Source organism: Mumia quercus (assembly GCF_025506335.1).
Classification (GTDB): domain Bacteria; phylum Actinomycetota; class Actinomycetes; order Propionibacteriales; family Nocardioidaceae; genus Mumia; species Mumia quercus.
The window spans coordinates 209190-225412 of the sequence record NZ_JANZYO010000002.1 but is presented as its reverse complement, the minus strand read 5'-3'; the positions used below and the strand labels follow the sequence as shown (position 1 = coordinate 225412).

At 73.0% G+C, this 16223-nt stretch carries 14 protein-coding genes; 12 read left to right on the top strand and 2 right to left on the bottom strand.

Annotated elements, in window-relative coordinates; genetic code table 11:
- Positions 1-46 precede the first annotated feature (46 nt).
- Genes NYZ95_RS04470 through NYZ95_RS04460 form a run of 3 tightly spaced genes read left to right on the top strand, consistent with a single transcriptional unit; the run spans position 47 to position 2495 of the window.
- Complete coding sequence (locus tag NYZ95_RS04470; protein WP_262849127.1) at positions 47-1255, top strand: CaiB/BaiF CoA transferase family protein; 1209 nt, start codon at positions 47-49, stop codon at positions 1253-1255.
- Positions 1255-1920, top strand: coding sequence for an isochorismatase family protein (locus tag NYZ95_RS04465; protein WP_262849125.1), 666 nt, complete (start codon positions 1255-1257; stop codon positions 1918-1920). Before NYZ95_RS04470 ends, NYZ95_RS04465 begins: the two co-directional genes overlap by 1 nt.
- On the top strand, positions 1917-2495 hold the full coding sequence (locus NYZ95_RS04460; RefSeq protein WP_262849123.1) for a hypothetical protein: 579 nt from the start codon (positions 1917-1919) through the stop codon (positions 2493-2495). Before NYZ95_RS04465 ends, NYZ95_RS04460 begins: the two co-directional genes overlap by 4 nt.
- Before the next feature lie 82 nt (positions 2496-2577).
- On the opposite strand, the gene NYZ95_RS04455 is transcribed toward NYZ95_RS04460, so the two are convergent.
- Complete coding sequence (locus tag NYZ95_RS04455; protein ID WP_262849121.1) at positions 2578-3987, bottom strand: MFS transporter; 1410 nt, start codon at positions 3985-3987, stop codon at positions 2578-2580.
- Positions 3988-4075: 88 nt separating this feature from the next.
- Between NYZ95_RS04455 and NYZ95_RS04450 the strand changes: the two genes are divergently transcribed.
- The gene (locus NYZ95_RS04450; protein ID WP_262849119.1) at positions 4076-5695 is read left to right on the top strand and encodes a nitrilase-related carbon-nitrogen hydrolase; all 1620 of its coding nucleotides are present in this window, start codon (positions 4076-4078) and stop codon (positions 5693-5695) included.
- Positions 5696-5708: 13 nt separating this feature from the next.
- On the opposite strand, the gene NYZ95_RS04445 is transcribed toward NYZ95_RS04450, so the two are convergent.
- A complete protein-coding gene (locus tag NYZ95_RS04445; RefSeq protein WP_262849117.1) occupies positions 5709-6416 on the bottom strand; it encodes a GntR family transcriptional regulator in 708 nt (235 codons plus the stop codon).
- Between the two features lie 143 nt (positions 6417-6559).
- Between NYZ95_RS04445 and NYZ95_RS04440 the strand changes: the two genes are divergently transcribed.
- The 8 genes from NYZ95_RS04440 to NYZ95_RS04405 all read left to right on the top strand — a co-directional run bounded on the left by NYZ95_RS04440 (position 6560) and on the right by NYZ95_RS04405 (position 16215).
- Positions 6560-7879: a flavin reductase gene (locus NYZ95_RS04440; RefSeq protein ID WP_262849115.1), complete on the top strand. Its 1320-nt coding sequence runs from the start codon at positions 6560-6562 to the stop codon at positions 7877-7879.
- A 15-nt stretch (positions 7880-7894) separates the two neighbouring features.
- Positions 7895-9193 carry an acyl-CoA dehydrogenase family protein gene (locus tag NYZ95_RS04435; RefSeq protein WP_262849113.1) on the top strand — a complete coding sequence of 433 codons (1299 nt, stop codon included), beginning with the start codon at positions 7895-7897 and terminating at the stop codon, positions 9191-9193.
- Positions 9190-10695, top strand: coding sequence for an aldehyde dehydrogenase family protein (locus NYZ95_RS04430; protein WP_262849111.1), 1506 nt, complete (start codon positions 9190-9192; stop codon positions 10693-10695). The genes NYZ95_RS04435 and NYZ95_RS04430 overlap by 4 nt, the downstream gene beginning before the upstream one ends.
- The gene (locus tag NYZ95_RS04425) at positions 10692-11579 is read left to right on the top strand and encodes an isocitrate lyase/PEP mutase family protein (protein WP_262849109.1); all 888 of its coding nucleotides are present in this window, start codon (positions 10692-10694) and stop codon (positions 11577-11579) included. Before NYZ95_RS04430 ends, NYZ95_RS04425 begins: the two co-directional genes overlap by 4 nt.
- Positions 11576-12760, top strand: a complete 1185-nt coding sequence (locus NYZ95_RS04420) for an FAD-dependent oxidoreductase (protein ID WP_262849107.1) — start codon at positions 11576-11578, stop codon at positions 12758-12760. The genes NYZ95_RS04425 and NYZ95_RS04420 overlap by 4 nt, the downstream gene beginning before the upstream one ends.
- Before the next feature lie 4 nt (positions 12761-12764).
- Positions 12765-14219, top strand: a complete 1455-nt coding sequence (locus tag NYZ95_RS04415; protein ID WP_262849105.1) for an aldehyde dehydrogenase family protein — start codon at positions 12765-12767, stop codon at positions 14217-14219.
- A 161-nt stretch (positions 14220-14380) separates the two neighbouring features.
- A complete protein-coding gene (locus tag NYZ95_RS04410; RefSeq protein ID WP_262849103.1) occupies positions 14381-15205 on the top strand; it encodes a hypothetical protein in 825 nt (274 codons plus the stop codon).
- Positions 15202-16215 carry an alpha/beta hydrolase family protein gene (locus NYZ95_RS04405; RefSeq protein ID WP_262849101.1) on the top strand — a complete coding sequence of 338 codons (1014 nt, stop codon included), beginning with the start codon at positions 15202-15204 and terminating at the stop codon, positions 16213-16215. The genes NYZ95_RS04410 and NYZ95_RS04405 overlap by 4 nt, the downstream gene beginning before the upstream one ends.
- Positions 16216-16223 lie beyond the last annotated feature (8 nt).

The following is a 16223-nucleotide window of genomic DNA, read 5'->3' as shown; positions in this document are numbered from 1 at the left end:
TGGGGAAGGTGGGAATGGCGAGTCTATCTGATATACGATCTGGCCCATGTCTACCGAGCAGACTCCCGGCGCGCTCGCCGGGGTGCGTGTCATCGAAGCCGGCCAGCTCCTGGCCGGACCGTTCGCCGGCCAGCTGATGGGTGACCTCGGCGCCGACGTCGTCAAGGTCGAGCCCCCCGGTGTGGGCGACCCGATGCGGCAGTGGGGCCGAGAGAAGCCGCACGGCCACTCCCTCTGGTGGCCCATCGTGGCACGCAACAAGCGCTCGGTGACCCTCGACCTCCGGCGCCCCGAGGGCCAGGAGCTCTTCCTGCGCCTCGTCGAGCACGCCGACGTCGTCGTCGAGAACTTCCGCCCGGGCACCCTCGAGCGCTGGAACCTCGGGTACGAGCGCCTGAAGGAGCGCAACCCCGGCATCGTCCTCGTCCGGGTCAGCGGGTACGGCCAGACCGGCCCGTACTCCGAGCGGGCTGGGTACGGCTCGATCGGCGAGGCCATGGGCGGCCTGCGCTACATCACGGGCGAGCCGGACCGGCCGCCGTCGCGCACGGGTCTGTCGATCGGTGACTCGCTCGCCGCGACCCACGCCACCGTCGGGACCCTCGCCGCGCTCCTGCACCGCGAGCGCACGGGGGAGGGGCAGGTCGTCGACAGCGCGATCTACGAGGCCGTCCTCGCCATGACCGAGAGCCTGGTCACGGAGTGGGACGTCGCCGGCTACCAGCGCGAGCGGACCGGCCCGATCCTGCCGAACGTCGCCCCGAGCAACGTCTACCCGACCGCCGACGGGCACACCATCCTCATCGCGGCCAACCAGGACACCGTGTTCACTCGCCTGGCAGCGGCGATGGGGGAGCCCGAGCTCGCCGAGCTGCCGGACTACGCGACCCACGGCGCGCGCGGTGCGCGTCAGGAGGAGCTCGACCAGCGGATCGCCGCCTGGACCTCCAAGCACGACGCGGAGGCGCTGCTGGCGTTGCTGCACGAGTCGGGCGTCCCGGCCGGCCGGATCTTCCGTGCCGCGGACATGCTCGAGGATCCGCACTACGCCGCGCGCGAGGCCGTCGTGCGGGTGCCCGACCCGACTTTCGGGTCGCTCGCGATGCCGAACGTCGTCCCGCGTCTGTCGGGCACGCCGGGAAGCGTCCGGTGGACCGGCCCGTCGTTGGGGCAGCACAACGACGAGGTGTACGGCGAGCTGCTCGGCATCGCCGCGGACGAGCGGGCGGCGCTGGCCGAGGCCGGGGTCATCTGATGGACCGCGGCGACGACTACGCCGCGGCAGGGTTCCTCGGCCGCGTCGGCTTCGGCGCGCGCCCGGCGGTCGTCGTCGTGGACGTCGTGACCGCCTACCTCGACCCGTCCTCCCCGCTGAGCGACAAGGGAGGGCGCTTCGAGGCCGCCCGCGCCGCGAGCGCCGAGCTCGTCGAGGCGGCGCGTGCTCACGGGGTCCCGGTCGTGTTCACCGAGGTCCGCCTCGCCGCCGACGGGACGGACGGCGGTCACTTCCGACGCAAGGTTCCGGCGCTCGCCGCATTCGAGCCCGGGTCACCGTGGGCGGAGTTCCCCGAGGCTCCGGCCCCGTTGCCGGGCGAGGTCGTCGTCACGAAGCAGTATGCGTCGGCGTTCTTCGGCACGTCCCTCGCGTCGACCCTGCGGTTCTGGGACGTCGACACCGTCCTCGTCGTGGGCTTCTCGACCAGCGGCTGCGTCCGCGCGACCGCGACCGACGCGCTGCAGCACGGCTTCCGTCCGATCGTCGTCGACGAGGCGTGCGGTGACCGCGACGCCCAGGTGCACGCGCAGAACCTCTTCGACCTCGACGCGAAGTACGCCGACGTCGTGCGCCTCGCCGACGCCGTCGACCACCTCCGTACGACCAGTCCCACCCCCGAACCCCGAGAAGGAGCGATGCAGTGATCGAGCAGGACCTGTACGACGACACGCTGGAGTGGACGAGCTTCGCCCCTGCCGGCGCCGCCCAGAAGGCCGAGATGGTGCTGCTGTACGCGTCGCCGGACGCGACGTCGCGGACCGTCCTCGTCCAGTTCCCCGAGGGCTGGGAGCGGGCGATGACGGGCCACCAGCCGGCGGGGGAGGAGATGCTCGTCCTCGAGGGTGCGCTGTCGATGAGCGGCGAGACCTGCGAGCCGGGCTCGATGCTCGTGGTCGAGCCGAAGGCGACCCGCTCCCAGACCGGCACGCCGACGGCGACGCGCGCGCTCGTGTGGTTCAGCGGTGCGCCCGGTGGGTGGACCGAAGGGCCGTCCGACGAGGCCGGCACGCTCGCCGTGCGCGAGGTCGCCCCCGGCGTCGTACGCCCGGCCGGCGGCGCGCTGCCGGGATCGGTCGAGGTGCTCGACGGCGCCCAGATCAGCACCTTCGCGACGGACGTCGACCTGTGCTGGACTGCGCAGCGCCGCTGGGCGCACCTCCCGGCGGGCGAGACGGCGCCGACGTACGACGGCCCGGTCGTCGTCCGCCACTGGGGCTGACACCACAGGGCTGACGACCCGCACCACGACGAAACCCCCGGCGCACCGCGCCGGGGGTTTCGTCGTGCGTGGGCGCCGGGCCTCAGGTCCCGGTGAGCGCCTTGCGTGCGTCGTCGTCGTAGGTGATCGCGGCCCACCGCAGGATCAGCACGCTGGCGAACAGCGGCGGCACCAGCGCGAGGAACGCGATGTTGATGGAGCCGGTCGCGTCGGAGACCACGCCGATGAGGAACGGTCCGAGCGCGCCGCCCAGCGACAGCAGGAACTGCACGGCAGCGAAGCCCAGCCCGCGCCGGGCGGCGGGGACGACGTCGGCAGAGGCCGCCGTGAGGTTCGGGATGGCGCCGGCGAAGCCGACGCAGGCCAGCGCGACGAGCGTGACCCGGAGGGCGACGCCGGGCAGGAGGACGACACCGGTGATCGACAGGGCGCCGACCAGGAGGAACCAGACGCTGATCCGGATCCGCCACCCCGACTTCACGCCATGACCCCGGTCGCCGATGCGGCTGCCGAGGATGATGCCGATGACGATGCCGACACCGCCGACGCCACCGGCGATGCCCGCCGCGGCGTCGTACGACATGTCCTCGGTGCGCTGGAGCAAGGTCGGGAGCCAGTAGAAGAGGCCGCCGAGCCCGAGGTAGAGCAGCCCCAGGCTGATCGTGATGCCGCGCAGGGACATGATCGAGAGGACCGCGCGCGCCTCCTGGAGCATCGAGGTGCTCAGGCTCGGGGTCTCGGCGTGCACGCCCCGGTCGGCGGCGGACAGGCTGTCGGCCCGGAGGCGGTCGATGCGGTCGCCGATCCCGCGGACCGGCTCACGGACGGTGAGGACGAGCGCGGCGACGAGGACGCCGGGGATCGCGACGATGAAGAAGACAGCGCGCCAGTCGAGCGCCTCGGCGACGGCACCGCCGACGGCGACGCCCACGGGCAGACCCATGTAGTAGCCCGCGCGCTCGAGGCCGAAGGCCTTGCCGCGGGTGCTCCCGGGGTAGTAGTCGGCGAGGAGGCTCGACGCCGGCGGGTTGTACAGCTGGCCGGCCGCGCCGAGCAGGATGCGGATGACGAAGAACATCGCGAACGTCGTCGCCAGCCCGCTGGCCACCGAGAACAACGCCCACGTCAGCACGACCAGCGCCACGATCCACGTCCGCCGTCCCTTGTCGGCGAGACGGCCGGCCGGGAGGAGGAGGACGACGGCGGCGAGGGAGGCGGCGGTGGGGATGGCGCCGGCCCAGGTGTCGCTGAAGCCGAACTCGTCCTGGATCGCGGGCAGGGCGCCGGCGATCAGGTTGACCTCGATCCGGTCGATGAACGCCACCAGCGCGATCACGATGGCCGCCCACCAGCCGAACGGCGCCGAGCGTGCCAGGTCGACCTCCATCGGGGGGCGACCCACGAAGGCCGTCAGGGGTACGGTGCCCTGGACGGCTGCCCGTGGGACGGCCTCCTCCTGGGGAGGATGAGGATCGAGGGGCTGGTCACTCACGTCGGGCTCCTGTCACGGGGAAACATCGGCGGGGAAGTCCTCTGGGAAACTCTAGGGGAGGATCGTAGAAGGATATATGGTTTCGCCCATGACTGTCGTACGCGTCGCCGCCGTCCAGCTCGCCGCCACCGAGGACGTCGCCGAGAATCTCGCCACCGCCGTTCGCCTCGTCGAGGACGCGGTCGCCCAAGGGGCCCAGCTGGTCGTCCTTCCCGAGTTCGGCAACCACGTGTCCTGGTACGCCGACCGCGCGCACGCGCGCCGCATGGCCCAGACGCTCGACGGGGAGTTCGTCCGCACGCTGGCCGAGACCGCGGCCACGCACGAGATCCACCTGCTGGTGAACTGCACCCTCCTGCGCGAGGACGGGCGCACGACCGGGAGCAACGTCCTCATCGGTCCGGACGGCGCGATCCTCGCGACGAGCGACAAGCAGGTCCTCATGGGCAGCGAGCGCGACCACCTCGATCCTGCGACCGAGCCCTCGCTCGTGGTGGAGACGCCGCTCGGCCGCCTCGGTCTGTACTCCTGCATGGACGGCGTCATCAACGAGACGCCGCGGATGCTCGCCGTCGGAGGTGCGCAGGTCCTTCTCAACAGCCTCAACTCGTTCGCGCTCGACGAGGCCTCCCTGCACGTCCCCGTACGTGCGGTCGAGAACCGTGTCTGGGTGGTGGCGGCCAACAAGGTCGGGCCGCTCGTCCCCGAGCACAGCATCGGTGCCGTCGCCCAGGCGGTCGGCGTGCCGGTCGAGCGCCTCCACGGTGCGGGGGAGAGCCAGATCGTCGCGCCGGACGGCACGGTCGTCGCGCGCGGTCCGCTCACGGGCGAGGCCGTCGTCGTCGCCGACATCGACGTCACCCTCGCGGACGACAAGCGGCGTCCGGACGGCACGGACGTCATGGCCGCCCGGCGGCCGGAGCTGTACGGCCCGATCATCGCTGCGCCGCGCGGGCGTCAGGCGCCTGCCGGCGCTCCCTCCCTCGTCGCGGCGTCGATCTGCCCGGCCGACGGTGACGACCTCGTCGCTCTGGTGCGCCAGGCCGTCGTCGACGGCGCCCAGCTCGTCGTCCTCCCCGAGCTGGCCGGCGTCGCGCTCGACGACCTCCACGCGGTGCTCGCCGGCACGACGGCGACCGCGGTGACGAGCCTGCGCGACGGCGACCAGCACGTCGGGGTCGCCGTGGACGCGGACGGCGTCGTGGTCCGTCAGCCGCAGCTGCACGCCAGCGCGCGGCACGCCGCGTGGGCGACGGGCCTGGGTGACGCGCTCCAGGTCGTCGACCTGCCCTGGGGGCGGCTCGCCGTCGTGGTCGGTGACGACGCGCTGCACCCGGAGACGTTCCGCCTCGCGTCGCTGCAGGACGCCGACGTGGTCGCCGTCCCGTTCACGACGGCGGCGCCCCACGACCTCGACCTGCTGCTGCTCGAGCGGGCGGCAGAGAACCGGCTCAACCTCGTCGTCGCCTCACGCCCGGGGGCGTACGGGGCGGGGATGCTCGTGCCGCTGTCCGCCGACTTCACGCTGTGGAGCGGAGGGTGGCAGTTCGACGGCGTCATCAGCCGCCCGGACCCCGTCCTCACCGAGCAGGCGGTCACGCTCGCCTCGCTGAGCCCCGAGCAGGCGTCGAACCGCCTCGTCTCGCGGGGCACGGACGTCGTCGACGGGCGCCCGTGGGCGATCGCCGACGCGCTGGTCAAGCCCTGACGTCGCGGGCCGCTCAGGCGGAGTCCGCCACCGCGCGGTTCCCCAGGGCGGCCATCAGCGAGCGCTCGCTGCCGTCGAGGTGGGCGATCCACGCCTTCTTGAACGCCGCCGACTTGCGTGCCCGTGCCAGGTCGAGGAGCTCGCGGTGCTCGTCGATGCGGTGCTCCTTGGTCTCGGGCGCGTGGTCGAGGTCGCGCATGAGCAGGTGCAGGTAGCGGTCTGCCGAGTGCCAGAGGAGGTCGAGCACGTTCTTGTCGGCGTTGCCCATGACGTCGGAGAGCAGCGTGGCGTGGAAGGCGTGGTGCGCGGCCGTCAGGGCGGCCGGCTCACGCTCGATGGCGACGTACTCGTCGAGGGCCTCCTCGGCCTCGGCGATCAGCTCGTCGGTCATCTGGCGCGCGGCCTGCGCGGCGAGGTCGCCCTCGATCAGGCGCCGGAGCCGGTAGATGTCGGCGAGGTCCTCGGCGCTGAGCGCGGCGACGAGCGCGGAGCGGCCGGGCCGCAGGCTCACGATGCCCTCGCTCTCCAGCCGGCGCAGCGCCTCGCGCACGGGGATGTGGCTGACGTCGTAGAGCTCGCAGAGCTCGACGATGGAGACCGACGACCCCGGCTGGATCTCTCCGGTGAGGATCGACGCGCGGAGCTCGCTGGTCACGCGGTCGACGAGTGACACGTGGGCGATCGGCCGGGTGGTGCGGTCGGATCGGCTACGTCGTGCCATGCGGGTGCTCCTCTATGAGTCAGGACCTTCGTGCGTCTACATCATAGATTCTCGCAGGCCCTCGACGACTTGGCGAAGAACGACGTGGCACAACCGCAAGTCGATATTGTATATTCTCTACCACCTTTGAAGGAGGTGGATCAGTGGTCGAGGCTTCGACGTTCCGCGACGTGCTGGCCCAGTGGCCCAGCGGCGTCACCGTCGTCACCACCGTCGTCGACGGAGTCCGGCACGGCATGACGGCGAGCTCGTTCTCGAGCGTGAGTCTCGACCCGCCGTTGGTGTCGATATGCCTGGACCGGAGGCTCTACAGCCACGGGCTCGTGGAGAGCAGCGGCGTCTTCGGGATCAGCGTCCTCGCGAAGGACCAGGCCGAGGTCGCGCGCCGGTTCGCGGGGATGGCGGGCGACGTCGCCGACCGCTTCGACGGCGAGACGTGGTCCACGGCGGCCACCGGGGTCCCGCTCCTCGACTCCGCGCTCGGCTGGCTCGACTGCCGGGTGCTGCACGCCTATCCGGGCGGCGACCACACGATCTTCGTCGGCGAGGTCCTCGCCGGGCACGCCGCGCGCCGTACCGCGCCGCTGCTGTTCCACTCGCGCGGCTGGGGCCAGTTCGCCGACGTCCTCCCCGACGTCGCGACGCTGGCCGACAGCGGCCTCGTGAACTCGCTCGCCTCGCGGGGCGAGATCGCCGACTCGGTCCGCCGCACGGCCCACCACGTCGGTCGTTCCGGCATCCGCGTACGGGTGGCCGACCTCACCGCGGGGGCACCTCTCGAGACCCTCCCGTGGGGCGGCGCCGCAGTGGAGGCCGCTGCCGACGCCGACCACCGCAGCGCGTTGGTCGAGTCGGCCGTGCAGGCTCGCCAGGCCGTGGACCGGGGCATCTCCGTCCTCGAGTTCAAGGCCGACGGCCACGACCCGCGCTCCGTCGAGCGCGCTGCGGTGCTCGCCCGCGAGCTCGCGGGCGACGAGGGGACGACGGGCCGCGTGGTGATCCTCGAGGACGCGTTCGCCCTCGCCGGCAACGAGCCCGCGCTCGCGGCCATCGACGTCCTCGCTCACTCCGGGGCGACCGAGATCTGCCTGGACGACACCTCCGGGGCGGCGACGCCGCTGCAGGTGCGCGCCCTCCTCCAGGACGCCGTCGGGCTCGCCCGTCCGGTCCCGCTGCGTCTTCGGCTGCGGGACAAGGACCGGCTGGGCCTGGTCAACGTCCTCACCGCGCTGAAGTCCGGGGTCCACCACTTCGACACGACGCTCGGCGGCCTCGACGGCGCCGTCGCCACCGAGGACCTCCTGCGCCTCCTGGAGACGCTCGACGTCACCACCCCGGCGGACGCCGTGGCGCTGGACCGCGTCGCGCGCCGCCTCCGCGAACACCCACCAGGCCCGCCGGCGCCGTCTCCGAACGGCACGTCCGCGAGCACCGCCCACCCCACCCCGATGCCTTCCCTGTAGGAGCTGATGACGGCCATGCTGACTGCCGAACACCTCTTGACCGACCTCAGCCCCGAGGAGCGTGCGCGCGCCGAGCGGGTCGAGGAGATCCTCCCCGCGGTGCGCGACGCCGCTCAGGCAGCCGATGCCAGCGGCGCCTTCCCCGAGGGCCACGTGAAGCTCCTCGCCGACGCCGGGCTCCTCGGGCTCGTCGTCCCGAAGGAGTACGGCGGCCTCGGCGGAGGCCTGCGCGACCTGGTCGCCACCACGTACGCGCTCGGCACGGTCTGCGGGTCGACCGCGCTCGCGTACTTCTTCCACTGCTCGGCCTCGTCGCGCGGCCTGCTGCCGCTCGCGGCGCTGGAGGCGGGGCTGTACGAGGACGACGAGGCCGAGGAGGTCCGGGCGTTCGCCGAGAAGGTCCTGCACCTGATGGGGACCGAGGAGCGGTGCCTCGCCAACTTCGCGAGCGAGGCCGCCAAGGCGAGCAACGCCAACGTCCTCATCTCGACCACCGCCACGCCGGTCGAGGGAGGCTGGAGCCTCAACGGCGAGAAGTCGTTCGGCTGCCTCTCCGGCACCGCCGACTACTACCTCGTGACCGCACGTCGCGCCGACATCGACGGCATCGACGGCATCTCGCTCTTCCTCGTCGCCCGTGACTCCGAGGGCATCCGGCCGCGTACGGAGTGGAGCGGTCTGGGCATGCGGGCCTCGGACAACTTCGGTCTCGTCATGGAGGACTGCTTCGTCCCCGCCGACCACGCCCTGACGGTCCCTGCGGGATTCGCCCGGGCGACGTCGATGTCGCGCGGGTCGTGGGTGGGCAACCAGATCGCGATCGCCGCGATCTACGCGGGCATCGCGAAGGGCGCGTGGGACTACGCGTTCGCGCGCACGATGAAGGCGACCTTCGCCGACACCGGCAAGCCGATCGCGTCCTCGCCGATGCACCAGGTCCTGATCGGCGAGGCCCAGCACGACCTGACCGACATGCACCTGTGGCTGCGCTACCAGGTGGAGCTCGAGGCGAGCGACCCGCCGATCCTGCCCAAGCCCGAGGTCGTCAAGAACTGGAAGCTCGCCAAGGGCTCGGTCTGCGAGAAAGCCTTCGCGGTGGCCATCACGTCGTTGAAGATGTGTGGGACGTCGGGCGCACTGATGGACAACGTCATCGGTCGCGCCGTACGTGACACCGCGATGGGCCTGGTCCAGGCGTTCCCCGCCGAGCGGGGCAAGCTCGACCTCGCCCAGCTGCTGGTCACCGACGAGTCGTGGATCGGGCTGACCACGCCCGACGCAGTGGACGCGAAGGCGAAGGCGGGACAGGGATGACGAGCACGGCGCAGGACGGGACGGCTGCAGCGGTCACGCTGCCCGCGCTCGTCGAGGTGGTCGCGGGCGAGGTCGCTGCCGCGACGGGCACCCTCGACCTCGTCCTCGAGGACCCGGCGCGCGGTGCTGCGCTGGGCAGCGCCGTCGCGAGCGCGCCGGAGTCCGTCGAGCGCGCGCTCGCCGCTGCGCAGGCCGCGCACACCAGCGGCGCGTGGTCCTCGACGTCACCGGCCGAGCGCGCCGACCTGCTCGACGCGATCGCGGTCGCCCTCGAGGGCCGGCAGGCGGAGCTGGCTGCGCTGGAGGCCTTCGCCACCGGCGTCCCGGTCCGGCAGACGTCCATCGTGGGCATGATCGTGCCCGGCGCCTTCCACCTGGCCGCCGAGATGCTCCGCTCGGGCGCCCTCGTCGACCCCCCGGTGACGGGCGAGAACGGTCAGGCCGTCGAGGTCCTGCGCCTGCCGGTCGGGCCCGCCGTGTGCCTGGTCCCGTGGAACGCCCCCGCGCCGATGGCGGCGCACAAGGTCGCGAGCGCGCTGGCCGCCGGGTGCCCGACGATCCTCAAGCCCAGCGAGTACGCCCCGTACGCGACGACGCTCCTCGGCACCACGGTCGCGCAGGTGCTCGCCGACGCCGGCGTGGACGGCGGCGTGTTCCAGCTGCTGCAGGGTGGTCCCGCCGTGGGCGGCGCGGTCGTCACCGATCCACGGATCCGCGCGGTGTCGTTCACCGGCGGAGCCGTCGGCGGTCGCGCGGTCGCCGCGGCGTGCGCCGAAAAGCTCGCTGCGCTGCAGCTCGAGCTCGGTGGCAACAACCCGCTCGTCGTCATGCCCGACGCCGACCCGGAGGCGGCCGCTCGTGCGGCCGTCGACCTGCTGACCACGCTCAACGGCCAGTGGTGCCGTGCGCTCGGGCGACTCATCGTCCCCGAGGAGCTGGCCGACGAGGTCGTCTCCCGGGCGGTGCAGCGGCTCTCCGGGCTGCGCGCAGGCGATCCGCTCGACGCCGACTCGGACCTGGGGCCGATCGTCCACTCCGTCCACCGTGCCCGCCTGGAGTCCGCGCTCGACGCGCTGCGCGCCGCAGGTGGCGAGGTCCACACCGGCACCGCGGTCCCCGGCACGGGCAACTTCCTGGCGCCGGCGCTCGTCACGGGCGTGGCGGGCGAGGACGCGCGCGAGGAGATCTTCGGTCCGATCGCGACCGTGCACACCTACACGACCGAGGACGAGGCGCTCGCGCTCGCCAACGGCACCGCGTACGGGCTGGAGGGGTACGTGCTCGGCACCGACACGGAGCGGGCGCTCGCGTTCGCCCGGCAGGTGCACGCCGGCGAGGTCAAGGTCAACGGCTCGACCATCATGAGCCTGCACCTCATGACGCCGCGGCCGGCCTGGGGACTGTCCGGCCTGGGCGAGGAGGGCACGGTGGAGACGATCCGCTGCTTCACCAACGCTCGTGTCGTCGGCGTCGAGGGCAGCTTCGCGCTGCACGGGCGATGACGGGGTCAGCCTCGACTCCTGCCGCTGCGCTGCGCACGCTCCTCGCCGGTGACGAGGTCGTCCACCTCCCAGGGGTGTACGACGCGGTGACCGCGCGGCTCGCGGTCGTGTCCGGCGCCCGCGCGGCGTGCCTGTCCGGCGCGGTCGCGTCGGCGGTCGGGCTCGGCCTTCCCGACCTCGGCTTCGTCCACGGCAGCCAGATCGCCGCCCGCGCTCGCGAGGTCGTGCCGGCGCTCGACGGCGTCCCGCTGCTCGCCGACGCCGACACCGGCTATGGCAACGCGCTGCAGGCACGGCACACGACGCGTGCGTACGCCGCGGCGGGCGTCGCCGGTCTGCACCTGGAGGACCAGGTGGCGCCCAAGCGGTGCGGTCACATGACCGGCAAGGCCGTGGTGGGGGTCGCCGAGGCCGCCGGTCGGGTCCGTGCTGCCGTGGAGGCCGGGACCGACGTCGTGATCGTCGCGCGGACGGACGCGCTGTCCGTCGAAGGGCTGGACGAAGTGGTCGCGCGCGCGCGTGCGTTCGTCGCGGCCGGGGCCGACGCGGTCTTCGTCGAGGGCGCCGGCGTGCCGGAGCTGGCCGAGGTCTCCTCGGTGCTCGGTGGCGCGGTGCCGCTGGTCATGAACCGTTCGGAGGCGGCCGGCTCCGTGGAGGGGCCCGACGACGAGACCCTCGCCGCGCTCGGCGTCCGCCTCGTGATCCACCCGGTCTCCGCGCTGCTGGCCGCCGCTCGTGCGGCCGCGGACACGTACGCGGCGATCGCCCGCACCGGCCACGCCGGTGACGTCTCACGGATGGCGTGGGACGACCTGACCGCACTCGTCGGGCTGGGGGACCAGCTCGTCCTGGAGGCGGCGTACGCCGAGGAGGCAGCACAGTGACGAACGAGATCCTGGTCGTGGGAGCGGGCCCGGTCGGCCTCACTACGGCGCTGGTACTGGCGCGGTCCGGCCATGCGGTGACCGTGCTCGAGGCGGGGGAGTCGCTCTCCTCGGAGTCGCGCGCGAGCACGTACCACCCGCCGACGCTGGAGATGCTCGCCGAGCTCGGCGTCCTCGACGAGCTGATCGAGCGCGGGATCGTCTCCCAGGCCTTCCAGTACCGCGACCGCGAGAGCGGTCCCGTGGCCGAGCTCGACCTCGGCATCTTGTCCGAGGACACCCCGTACCCGTTCCGGGTGCAGTGCGAGCAGAGCAAGCTGACGCCGATCCTCCTCGACCGGCTGCTCCGGCACGACGGGTGCGTCGTCGAGTTCGGCGAGGCGGCCACGTCGGTCGAGCAGGCCGACGACCGCGTCACCGTCACCACGGCGAGCGGGCGTTCCTGGAGCGCCGACTGGGTGGTCGGCGCCGACGGTGCGAGCTCGGTCGTGCGCAAGAGCACGGGTGCTGCGTTCGAGGGGATCACCTACCCCGAGCGCTTCCTCGTCGCGTCGACGACGGAGGACCTCGCGAGCGTGCTGCCGGGGATCGCCGACGTCAACTACGTCTTCGACCCGCACGAGTGGCTCGTGCTGCTCAAGACGCCGGAGCACTGGCGGATCCTCTTCCCGACCGACCCGAACAGCCCGGCAGAGGTGGAGGTCGACGCGGAGCGCGTGCAGGAGCGGCTGCGCGGCGTCGCCGATCTCGGCCGGCCGTGGCAGCTGCTGCACGCGTCGCTCTACCACGTGCACCAGCGGGTGGCCGAGCGCTTCCGCACCGGCCGTGTGCTGCTCGTCGGCGACGCCGCCCACGTCAACAACCCGCTCGGCGGGATGGGCATGAACAGCGGGATCCACGACGCCGTCCTCACCGCACGCGCGCTGGCCGACGTCCTCACGGGCGAGGCCGACCTGGCAGCTCTCGACACGGTCGTCGAAGGGCGTCGCGACGTCGCGCTCTCGTACGTCCGCACGGTCACCCACGACAACTGGAAGCAGCTGCGTGAGCAGGACCCGGCTGCGCGCGCCGCGCACCACGCCGAGCTGCGGGCGCTGGCCGCCGACCCGGCCGCGTCGCGGGCGTACCTGCGTCGGACGTCGATGATCGACTCGCTGCGGCCCCTCGAGCCGGCGGGGTGACGCGGTGACCGTCACGGCCGCCGGCGCGCGCCGGGAGAACCCCGCCCGTACGAGCGAGGTGGTCGGGGAGGTGGTGTTCGACGACCCGTCGGCCGTCGACGCCGCGGTCGGGCGGGCGCGGTCCGCGCAGCGCGCGTGGCGCGAGGTCGCCGTCGCGGAGCGGGCGGCTGCCCTGCGCGCGGCCGCCGACCTCCTCGAGCCGCGGCTCGACGCCGTCGCCGAGCTGATGGCCCGCGAGACGGGCAAGCCGCTGGCCGACTGCCGGGGCGAGGCCGGCTTCGCCGTCACAGCGATGCGCTGGGTCGCCGGCCGGGCGGAGGAGCTGCTCGTCGACCGCGAGATCGACGACGCCCAGGGCCGGCTGCTGATGCGCCACCGCCCGTACGGGGTGGTCGCCGCGGTGACCCCCTGGAACGCGCCGGTCATCCTCGCGATGCTGAAGGTCGCACCGGCGCTGGTGGCGGGCAACGCCGTCGTCGTGAAGCCGTCCCCGCTGGCGCCGTTCGCGGTGGGCGAGGTCGTCGCCACCCTCGCCACGGTGCTGCCCGAGGGCCTCCTCCAGGTGGTCCACGGCGACGCCGAGACCGCGACGGCGCTCGTCGGCCACCCCGACGTCGACCGTGTCGCATTCACCGGCGGCGACGTCGCCGGTCGGGCGATCGCGCGTACGGCCGCCGGGGCGCTGACGCCGTCGCTGCTGGAGCTCGGGGGCAACGACCCCGCGATCCTGCTCGCCGACGCGGCCTTCGACGACGCTGTCGCCGAGCGCCTGCTGATGGCGTCCTTCGCGACGAGCGGGCAGGTGTGCATGGCGGCCAAGCGCTTGTACGTCCACCGGTCGCGCTACGACGAGGTGGTCGCCGGTCTGCGCGCGGCCGCCGAGCGGGTGCTGCGCGTCGGCGACCCGCTGTCCGCCGGCGTCACGATGGGGCCGGTGGTGAGCGCCGCCTCCGCGCAGCGGGTCCGCGACCTGGTCGACGCGGCAGGTGCCGCGGGAGCCGAGGTCGTCCCCGTCGGCACGGTGGATCCGGGGACGACGCTGTCCGACGGCTACTTCGTGCTGCCGACGCTGGTCCTCGGCGCCTCGGACACCGACGCGGTCGTCGCCGACGAGCAGTTCGGCCCGACCCTGCCCGTGCTCTCCTTCGACACCGAGGACGAGGCGGTCGTGCGGGCCAACGCCGGCGAGCTCGGGCTCGGCGCGTCGGTGTGGTCGGTGGACGAGGAGCGTGCCTTCGCTCTCGCCGCGCGGCTCGATGCGGGCTTCACCTTCGTGAACACGCACAACCGGACGGGCATGTCCCTGCGGGCCCCCTTCGGTGGAGTGAAGCGTTCGGGGTGGGGGCGCGAGTACGGCGACGAGGGGATCCTCGAGCACGTGCAGACCTGCGTCGTCCACGCGCCGGCGGCGTTCCGGGCGGGCGGCGCCGGCCTGGGCGCGACCGCGTACCCGATCTGACGAGCTGTCATCAAGTTTCGGTTACGGCTCTGGACATGCCGCCCGAAACGGCGGCGAACGAGGCCAAGATTCTGTCCGGAACCCTGTCCGGACACGGTATAGATCATATATAGTCTCACTCGAACGTGAGCCACGTCGCACTACCGGTGAGGAGCCTGCAAGTGAGCCAGAGTCTGAAGTTCGTCCAGGAGCATCTCGACGAGTCGGGTCCGACCGACGTCACCGAGACGTTCCAGGCCTGGTTGGCACTCGTCGAGCGCCTGAAGGACCGCGTCATGGACCGCTTCGACGTCGAGCGCGACCCGTCGTCGGAGGCTCTCGAGGACTTCGCCGGCGACACCGGCGCCAAGGGTCGTGTCCGGACGTACGCCGGCCCGGAGATCGACTGGATGGTCCACTCGCACATGGAGAACGCCGCCGCCGGCTTCTGCAACGTGCACCTCACGATCTGGCTCGGCCCGCAGGTGAAGGTGCCGCACTTCGGGATGGCGCTCGGCTGCTTCCCGCAGGGCTGGTTCTTCCTCGACTCGGTCCCGCGCAGCTACCTCGTCACCGACGTCGACTCCTTCGACCGCTACTACGAGCCCGTCAACGCGCGGTGGGAGCAGCTCCAGAACGACAGCTCGCTCGAGCCGTTCATCAGCCGCTCCGCCTTCGTCCGGGCGGGCCTCTCGCCGACGGCGTTCTGCCACATGGCACCCGCCGACGAGGCGATGACGGCACTGGTCACCGAGGTCGCCGAGGAGCACCTCGACCGCTGGCTCGGCTGGGTCGACGCGGCCGAGGCCGTCCCGGTCGCCGAGCGCGCCACGCTCACCGCCGACGACGAGGCGATCCGCCGCAACATCGCCGAGCGCGATCCCGCCAACGTCATGGGCGAGCGCTACTTCGGCGCCGAGACGACCGACCGGCTCGTTCGCGCCCTGTGGGGCGGCGACCGCGTCCTCCCGCGCGCCCTCGATCACGAGGCACACCCGACGCGATGAGCCAGCCCGTCCTCGTCCGTGCGCTCCGGACCGCGGTGCGGGTCCCGGGCGCCGCCGCCCCGTACGACACCGCGCACGTCACCGTGCGCTACCCGGCGCGGGCGGCGTCGACGACGGCCGAGCGGATGAGCGGTCGGCTCCCGGCCGCCCCCGAGCGCGCGCCGTACCCGCTGGCGGTCGTCCTCCCAGGCGTCAACGTCAGCAGCGACGCGTACGCGTGGCTCGCGGTGCATCTCGTCGAGGCCGGGTTCGTCGCGGTCACGTACGACTGGGTGGCCGAGCTGTTCCCGCCCAGCGAGCACGGCCCCGGCGACTACGGGCTCAGCCCTGGCGTCGACCTCGCGGTGGTCGGACCCGAGACCTACGGCACCGGTCCGACCACCCAGGCGCTGCGCCCGGTGCTCGACGCCGTCACCGCGCTCGGGGAGGACGGCCCGCTGGCAGGGCTCCTCGACACCGGCTCGGTCGGCCTCTTCGGCCACTCGGCCGGCGGGACGGTCGCGCTCCAGTCCGCGAGCCCGCAGTGGTTCCCGGAGGTGCGGGCCGTCGCCACGTACGCCGCGCACACGATGGCGTCGCAGATGCTCGGCCACCCCCCGAGCACCCTGCTGCCGTCGCCGGCCCAGGCGCCCGTGATGCTGCTGGCCGGGACGGCCGACGGCGTCGTCGCCGCGAGCGCCGTCCGGTACGGCGAGGACCCGGGCGCGCCGGAGCACGACCCTGTCACGGCGACCTGGGAACGTGCCCTGCCGGCGACCACCGAGGCGTGGCTCGTCGTGATCGAGGCCGCCACCCACATGCTGGCCGTCCACCCGGACGACCCCACGACCGCGCGCGGGTTCCTCGAGGACCCGCCGACCGGCGACGTCGCCGCCCTGCGCGAGGCGCTCGCCGCCGCCGTCACGTCGTTCTTCCGCGCCACCGTGCGCGGGGACGTCGAGGCCAAGAACGACCTGGAGCTGCTGGCCGAGCAGCCCCGCCCGGAGATCGCCGACATCCGGCGACGCTAGAAGGAGAT

What these genes read in the sequence shown, in the direction of transcription:
- NYZ95_RS04470 (WP_262849127.1), top strand. Translation starts at nt 47, where the DNA reads ATGTCTACCGAGCAGACTCCCGGCGCGCTCGCCGGGGTGCGTGTCATC.
- NYZ95_RS04465 (WP_262849125.1), top strand. Translation starts at nt 1,255, where the DNA reads ATGGACCGCGGCGACGACTACGCCGCGGCAGGGTTCCTCGGCCGCGTC.
- NYZ95_RS04450 (WP_262849119.1), top strand. Translation starts at nt 4,076, where the DNA reads ATGACTGTCGTACGCGTCGCCGCCGTCCAGCTCGCCGCCACCGAGGAC.
- NYZ95_RS04445 (WP_262849117.1), bottom strand. Translation starts at nt 6,416, where the DNA reads ATGGCACGACGTAGCCGATCCGACCGCACCACCCGGCCGATCGCCCAC.
- NYZ95_RS04435 (WP_262849113.1), top strand. Translation starts at nt 7,895, where the DNA reads ATGCTGACTGCCGAACACCTCTTGACCGACCTCAGCCCCGAGGAGCGT.
- NYZ95_RS04430 (WP_262849111.1), top strand. Translation starts at nt 9,190, where the DNA reads ATGACGAGCACGGCGCAGGACGGGACGGCTGCAGCGGTCACGCTGCCC.
- NYZ95_RS04425 (WP_262849109.1), top strand. Translation starts at nt 10,692, where the DNA reads ATGACGGGGTCAGCCTCGACTCCTGCCGCTGCGCTGCGCACGCTCCTC.
- NYZ95_RS04405 (WP_262849101.1), top strand. Translation starts at nt 15,202, where the DNA reads ATGAGCCAGCCCGTCCTCGTCCGTGCGCTCCGGACCGCGGTGCGGGTC.